The organism is Corynebacterium choanae, assembly GCF_003813965.1.
In the GTDB taxonomy this organism is placed as follows: domain Bacteria; phylum Actinomycetota; class Actinomycetes; order Mycobacteriales; family Mycobacteriaceae; genus Corynebacterium; species Corynebacterium choanae.
Genome location: NZ_CP033896.1, coordinates 2,779,123 through 2,786,067 on the forward strand (window position 1 = coordinate 2,779,123; position 6,945 = coordinate 2,786,067).

At 56.8% G+C, this 6,945-nt stretch carries 5 protein-coding genes, 1 tRNA gene and 1 other RNA gene; 2 read left to right on the forward strand and 5 right to left on the reverse strand.

The window, feature by feature from the left end; all coding sequences use genetic code 11:
* Positions 1–35 precede the first annotated feature (35 nt).
* From CCHOA_RS09955 to ffs, 4 genes are all read right to left on the reverse strand, one after another.
* The gene (locus tag CCHOA_RS09955; protein WP_123930183.1) at positions 36–989 is read right to left on the reverse strand and encodes a hypothetical protein; all 954 of its coding nucleotides are present in this window, start codon (positions 987–989) and stop codon (positions 36–38) included.
* A gap of 191 nt (positions 990–1,180) precedes the next feature.
* Entirely contained in the window at positions 1,181–1,735 is a 555-nt protein-coding gene (locus CCHOA_RS09960) for a GNAT family N-acetyltransferase (RefSeq protein WP_164472468.1), read from the reverse strand.
* A 235-nt stretch (positions 1,736–1,970) separates the two neighbouring features.
* The gene (locus tag CCHOA_RS09965; protein ID WP_245992134.1) at positions 1,971–3,230 is read right to left on the reverse strand and encodes an aspartate aminotransferase type Ic; all 1,260 of its coding nucleotides are present in this window, start codon (positions 3,228–3,230) and stop codon (positions 1,971–1,973) included.
* A 347-nt stretch (positions 3,231–3,577) separates the two neighbouring features.
* An RNA gene (ffs, locus tag CCHOA_RS09970) (signal recognition particle sRNA small type) lies at positions 3,578–3,676 on the reverse strand.
* Between the two features lie 279 nt (positions 3,677–3,955).
* Here ffs and CCHOA_RS09975 point away from each other — a divergent pair.
* A tRNA-Ser gene (locus tag CCHOA_RS09975) sits at positions 3,956–4,043 on the forward strand.
* Between the two features lie 258 nt (positions 4,044–4,301).
* Here the strand turns inward: CCHOA_RS09975 and gluQRS are convergent.
* Positions 4,302–5,423 (reverse strand): tRNA glutamyl-Q(34) synthetase GluQRS, encoded by a 1,122-nt coding sequence (gluQRS, locus tag CCHOA_RS09980; RefSeq protein WP_123930193.1) that lies wholly within the window; start codon positions 5,421–5,423, stop codon positions 4,302–4,304.
* Positions 5,424–5,992: 569 nt separating this feature from the next.
* Between gluQRS and CCHOA_RS09985 the strand changes: the two genes are divergently transcribed.
* The gene (locus CCHOA_RS09985) at positions 5,993–6,697 is read left to right on the forward strand and encodes a queuosine precursor transporter (RefSeq protein ID WP_123930196.1); all 705 of its coding nucleotides are present in this window, start codon (positions 5,993–5,995) and stop codon (positions 6,695–6,697) included.
* Positions 6,698–6,945: the final 248 nt, after the last annotated feature.

Here is a 6,945-nt window from a genome sequence, read left to right on the forward strand (position 1 = left end):
TGGTGTTGCCGGTGGCTGGTGTGACTGGCGGTGGGCTACCGGCGCAGATCCATCACCGCAATGCGTTGTTCCGTGAGGGCTTCTTGCAAAGCAGCGACCCCATAGGTGACGCCGTAGTTGTATTCGTCGTCGGTCAGCAGCAGCAGCTGGCTGATGACGGTGATCCGGCCAAGCTGCGGGTCTTGGGTGTCGCGCATCGCGTCGATCGATGTGGCAGCAGAGTTATCAAGACAAAACAGATCCACAGCCCCAGGTTGTTCCACCACCTGTGGCACACCTTCCGCCCATAGCCAGGGGGCGATGAGCAGCCCGTGTTGGACGGTGATAGTGGGATCAACGTGAAAACCGGCGGCACTGCCAATACCGGGCAGAAGTTGCCCCGGTTGGGCGGAAAGCCGTGGGGTTGCCTGCCCGATAAGCATGCTGGCGGCAGCCACTGCCCGAATAAGACAGTCAATATCGCGGTGGGTCGCCTCCGGGTGGCTTACCACCGGCGTCGCCTGGCCGCCATCTTGGGATAGGCCGGGATGAGAACCGGCAGCAACACACACTAATTCACAGCGCACATCCAGCATTCCAGCGAGACGATGATGCGCATCAGGGGTGTGTTGTTGATCGGCTGGGGTTGCCCCGGCTGCTGCTTGCTGTTTGGTGCTTACGATCAAATCGGCGAAGGAAAAACCACCAGCTTGGGCGGAAAGATCACCGGCGCTAGCAGGAGGTTCCCGCCGCACACCGGTAGCTGTCGGGGTGCCAGCAGCAGTAATCCCACCCTGGTTTTCTGCACTGGCAGATCCCCGATGTTCCTCCGGGAGATGAGCCAGAAGCCCCTGGTCACAGGCCGCAAATCCGACTGTGGCCGCCACACTGAGCTGCTGCGGCGGATCATAAGCTGCCCGCACCAACACCGGCCCTATCTGATGCATGGTTTGCTCAGGGGCAGGCGGCAGCAGCTGATCTATCCAATACAGGGTTTGTGACCGATCCATTCACACCCACTCCTTTCACAAACACTGGTGCAGCAAAACCAGGGGCAGGCGGGAATCGTGCCACAAGCAACCACGCTATGAACCACATTGCAATGCACAACAGCGCTGAAAAAAAACAGCGCAACAAAAACAGCGCAACGAACTTCCCACCCTCGCAAGCAGCGGCACACTCCAGCCGGATTGTGTTCCCCCTATTCGGTGACCCCTGCCTCATCGATAGTGTTACTTGCCGCGGACACGCTAAACAGCGCCTCATCAACCCGCTGGCCTTTATGCTCCCGGGAGCCTTGCATTACCCCTTCCAACACAAAATCCAGGTTCTGCAGCAGCATCCGGGAGGCAGTGTTGCCAGCCTGGGTGGAAACCTCCACCCGGCGGGCACCGTGGGCGAATGCATAATCCCGGGCAAGTTTCACCGCATGGGTCATCACTCCTTTGCGGCGTGCCCACGGGGCGGTGGTAAACGCTAATCCGACGGTGCGGGAATTCGCTGCAATAAGACGAATCTCGAGGTTGCCTGCATAGCGGCCAGGTTCTTCCGCCAATTCGATCGCCCACATCACCGTATCCGGATCGGCGGCACGCGCCTGTAGATATTCCACTGCCATCTCATGGGTGTAGTCGGCAGGGACTTTTGTATATTTCTGCGACTGTTCATCCTGTGCGGCCGCGGTGAGATCATCAGCATCATCAACCACCGGCTCCCGCAGCGTCACATATCCGTCGCTGAGCTTTACCAATTCCATAGGCCAGGTCATCGTAGTCACACAATCCAGCTTATGTCAGACATCTCAGCAACCGAAACAGCCAACCCGTGGACGCCGACATCTGCCACCCCCAAGTGGGCAAACCCGGCTGCGGATTGCCGGCCTGCACCACCTTTTCACCCGGCAACAGCGGCATACACCGCCAGGGGAACTCGGCTGTGAACATATCTCCACTGGCCGAGTATTTCCCTGGCAGTCACCTGCAAAACTACGGCTACTGGTTGAGCAGCTGCTCCGCGGCGGCCAGCAGCACACAAGTTGCCACACCATCCATTGCCACCTTGACTTCCTCTACTGGCGGCAGCGACGGCGCAAGGCGGATATTGCGGTTGTTGGGATCCTTATGCAGCGGGAAGGAAGATCCGGCAGCAGTCAAGGCAATCCCTGCCTCCTTCGCTAACTCCACCACCCGGGACGCAGTCCCATCGAGTACGTCAAGGGAGATGAAATAGCCACCTTCAGGTTTCGTCCACGACGCAACACCTGCAGCAGTGAGACGCTCGTCGAGGATGCGCAACACGGCCGCAAACTTTGGTGCGAGCGAGGCGGCATGCTTAGCCATATGTGCTTTCAGCCCTGCCGCATCACCAAAGAACTGGGCATGGGCAAGCTGGTTGATCTTATTCGGCCCGATGCCGCGCACCGACGCATGGTTGGAATACCAGTTGAGGTTGTCTTTCGATGAGGCGAAAAACGCCACTCCACTCCCAGCGAAGGTGATCTTTGACGTCGAGGTCATTACCCAGAACCGGTTTGGGTTGCCGGCCTGTGCGGCAAGTTCAAGGACGTTGACCACTTCTGGGAAGGTGTCGGTGAGGGTGTGCACTGCGTAGGCGTTATCCCAGATAATGCGGAAATCTGCGGCGGCAGCATTCATGGACGCGAGTGCTTCACACACTTCCCGGGTGAAGGTGATACCGGTGGGGTTGCCGAAAATCGGCACACACCACATACCCTTAATCGCCGGATCTTCAGCGACCAGACGGGCACATTCGGCAACATCAGGCCCATCAGCGGTCATCGGCACCGGGATCATCTCGAAGCCGAAGTGTTCAGTGATGGTGAAGTGGCGGTCATAGCCTGGCACGGGACACAGCCACTTGATGGTCGGCTCATCTTTCCACGGGCGGGACGAATCCTGGGTACCCCACAGATAGGCAAAAGAGATGAGGTCGAACATCATATTGAGGCTGGAGGAATCACCGGCGATGATCTCATCGATTTCCACCCCAAGCAGTTCCGCATAGACCTTCCGAATATCGGTGATGCCGAAAAGCCCGCCATAGTTGCGGCAATCGGTGCCGTCCGCAGCAATAAAGGTATCCCCCGGCAGATGGCCAAGCTCATTGGAGAAGTCCAGCTGTTCGGCGGAAGGCTTCCCGCGCGTCAGGTCGAGGGAAAGCTGCTTTGCTTGCAGCGCCTCATAGGCGGTGCGCATTTCCTGGTAGAAATCCTGCAATTCGGATTTCGACATATCGGCAAGGTTCATCGGTTCCAACCCATCGTCGCAGTGATACTGCCCTATCGACAGTGATTCGGCGGTGTATAACCATCAACCACCTGGCAGCATTCTAACCCCTGCGACCTAGCTCACGCACGAGGTAAACCCGTTTGTGCCATCCGCGTCCTGCCGCGCGCAACCGAAGAAGTCGCATTGTGCTTGTCGCAGCGACCCTACCGACACCCCCATCGCACACTGCAACACCCCAGTAGCAGCGACCTGCAAGGCCTGATCGAATCCTTGAAGCCAGCATTCCCGACCAGGTAACACCCCAAAGACCTTGGTTGTCCCTAGCCCCACAACCCTGCTGAAAGAGAAATAAAAAAAGGGGATCCCGCGCACCCGCTAGAGCTCGCTGACCCTTACTGCATTCCTGCCCTGGGGGAGTTCACAAGATAGACGCCGCACGGAATCCTGCCAACACTATAGCGCACGAGCATTGCGACCGCGCAACTTTGTGCACGGTTTCGACCCATCAAGAGAAGAAGCCACCATGGCTAGCAGCCCCTTACCGCCTGTATCATCGCTGACACATCGGCGCGCAACCAGTGCAGCAAGCAATCATGCGCGCCACTTCCCCAGCGGTTGCACTACGCGCCAGACCGTCTCACCATGACGTTTTTGCGTCCGCTAAAGGTTTCCGGTATATTGATTTAGCGCTGCACGCAATGTTGATGCATTGTGCGCCGCAAACCTGTGGAGGATTCGACTAGCGGCCTATGTCGCACGCCTGGAACGCGTGTTGGGAGCAATCCCTCAGGGGTTCAAATCCCCTATCCTCCGCCAAACATAAAACCCCTGCTCATTTTTGAGCAGGGGTTTTTTGTATTATCGCTGTTCGCAGCGCTGTTCGCAGATTCCAGTAACCCCCAAGGCTTGGACGATGACACGGTGATGGCACGCCGCAAGAATGATGGCTCACCTGCTAAAGGTACGCAAACGGCATCACCTCTAGCCGTTGTCACGACGGAATCACCGCACCATATTAGGGAACAATCCGTGCACCCTTCCCAGCGCAAAGTGGGGTAACTGCTAGATGGCACGTTATCGTTCCCCAGGGCATCGGACTGCCTGCATGCTTCGCCCCGCCTGTGCCAGTGCTTCTTCAGTGAATGTGTATGATTGCGTATCTAACAGTTTTGGGTCAATGACTTCCGGCACATCGCTCAGGCTTGCTAACTCTGTAAAACCGAGTGAGTCAAGCAACAGCCGTTGCACCCCCGCAAGACCGACACTATCGCGCATCTGTTGCAAGGTGACTGCCCCATCCCGCTTCGACAGGCGACGCCCTTCACCGTTGACCACCAACGGCACATGCACATACTGTGGCACCTGTACACCGAGGAGCCCTGCAAGATACGCCTGCCGGGGTGCCGAGTCCAACAGATCAACACCCCGCACAACCTGATCAATCCCCTGATAGTGGTCGTCAATGACCACCGCCAGATTGTAGGCAAAATCCTCATTCGCTCCACCCCGCCGCAATACGAGATCATCAACGAACGCACTCGTCTCCCCGTACAGCAGATCCCGCAGATGAACCTGACTGTTGTCACTTTTCAAGCGAAACGCCGACTTGCGATGTTGTGCGGCAAAATCGGCGAATCGTTCCTGCTGCTCAAGCGGTGAAAGATGCCGACAGGTACCCGGATATGCCCCCGGCGGCAGATGCGGCGCTTCAGCCGCATGACTGATGTCTTTCCGGGAACAAAAACAGGGATAAACCAGGTCTTGTTCGCGGAGATACTCCAACGCTGACTCATAGACTGCAAGCCGCGCCGACTGGGTGATTATCGGCTCATCAACATCAATACCCAGATCGACTAAATCCTCGATCTGCCGGGTGGCGAAGGTTGCACGACTTCGCTGGGAGTCAATATCTTCAATACGAAGATAAAACGCCCTGCCCGTCGCCCGGGCTATCGCCCACGCCAATACCGCTGTGCGCAGGTTCCCAAAATGCAATTCCCCACTAGGAGAAGGCGCAAACCTGCCCGCCCCAGCAAAGTTCGACTCGTGAACCGCAGGATGCTGCTGTTGAAACAGTGGTGTGGAAGAACTCCTCACCGGCGCAGTGTCAGCACCGGGTGCAGTGTGAATACCGGGCGCAGGGTCAGTACCCGTTGGGGTATTAGCGCCGATCGTTGTATCACGCTCACCAGCCATCAACGTTTGTCCTTACATCAGGTTATTCGCAGCACGCCACACTCTCTTGCCCACCTAATACCGCCCGTGGCATGGCCACCAACGCAAGTAAAGCAGGCAGTATCGACGATACATTGCAGATGCTATTGCCGATGGGTTCCAGGGTGTGGCTTGAACGATCCGTGGTGGACTTAAAAGCGCACCTGTCTTCACGAACGCCCATGAAATAACGTCCAATCATTGCACACTCATTGCCATATAGACGCAAAAAGCAGCAGTAAGACCTTTCAAATTGCCTTCGCCGAGCCTAGATAGACCGCGCCCGCTGATGTTTTTCAGCAGCCACGGATCACAGCGTAGGGATTGCAACCATGCCTGCCGGGATATGAACAAACCTAGATCATGTCTTTGCGCTCCTGCTCGTTTGCCGATCCGCAGTGCGTTGTGCTCTGGCAATGAGCCACATTGTTTCCTTATCCATCAAGGATGCCCAAGGGCAAATCTGACGCGAGGAACGCTCCGCGATCCGATAACTTTTAGCAGCTGCGAAGTTCTGTATTATCAATGCCGCTATGGCAACATAGTTGGCTATGTCGAATATTTCTGCATCTGGGCAGGGCGCCTCGACTACTCACGTCGACGCGTCCGGTAACCCCCGCCACATTCCCATTCCAGCCACCATCTACCCGGTGTTGGTCGCCCTGTTTGTGACCGTATTTTTGATCTCAAACATCACGGCCACCAAAGGCGTTCAAATCGGCCCTATTATCACCGATGGTGCGTTCTTCCTTTTCCCCATTGCCTATATTCTCGGCGACGTGTTAAGTGAATGCTTTGGCTTCCGTGCCACCCGCAAAGCCATTTGGATCGGCTTTGCCGCAATGCTCATCATGACCGTGACATTCTATGTCGCCATCGCATTGCCACCCGCTGACTTCTACGACTCACAAGAACAATTCGCCCTCATCTTAGGTCTCGTGCCGCGCATTGTTTTAGCCAGCCTCTGCGGCTACCTAGTCGGACAACTCCTGAACGCCTGGTCGCTGGTTGCTATTAAAAAACGCACCGGGGAACGTTCCCTGTGGGCACGTCTACTTGGTTCCACCATTGTCGGCGAATTCGGCGATACCCTCGTGTTTTGTCTGATCGCCGCACCCGTTATCGGCATCACCACTGTCGGCGACACCGTCAACTACACCCTGGTTGGGTTCTTTTGGAAGACCCTCGTCGAGGTTGCTGTTATGCCGGTCACCTACCTGGTGATCCGCTGGGTGAAGCAGCGGGAGAACTATTAATCTTTCGCCGCCCTATGGCATCGCGCCGCGACCACTGCTGCGCGCGACCACCGCTTCGCCGGTGGTGTTCAGCACACGAAAACCTACCTGCATAGATCCGTATCCCGGGACAGTCACAGTGACTGCTCCCGGGTTGTTTGTTTTTCATACCCGGCTTTGCCCCACTGCGCGCTGCTCGTGGAGACACTTTGGCTGCCACCGAATATGGATACGGGGACGAAAACAAGCCAGCAGTACACGCATTTTTC

Bases quoted from the DNA above. Each gene is read 5' to 3' on its own strand.
- CCHOA_RS09955 (WP_123930183.1), bottom strand. From the start codon at position 989: ATGGATCGGTCACAAACCCTGTATTGGATAGATCAGCTGCTGCCGCCT.
- CCHOA_RS09960 (WP_164472468.1), bottom strand. From the start codon at position 1,735: ATGGAATTGGTAAAGCTCAGCGACGGATATGTGACGCTGCGGGAGCCG.
- CCHOA_RS09965 (WP_245992134.1), bottom strand. From the start codon at position 3,230: ATGTCGAAATCCGAATTGCAGGATTTCTACCAGGAAATGCGCACCGCC.
- gluQRS (WP_123930193.1), bottom strand. From the start codon at position 5,423: ATGGCTGGTGAGCGTGATACAACGATCGGCGCTAATACCCCAACGGGT.
- CCHOA_RS09985 (WP_123930196.1), top strand. From the start codon at position 5,993: ATGTCGAATATTTCTGCATCTGGGCAGGGCGCCTCGACTACTCACGTC.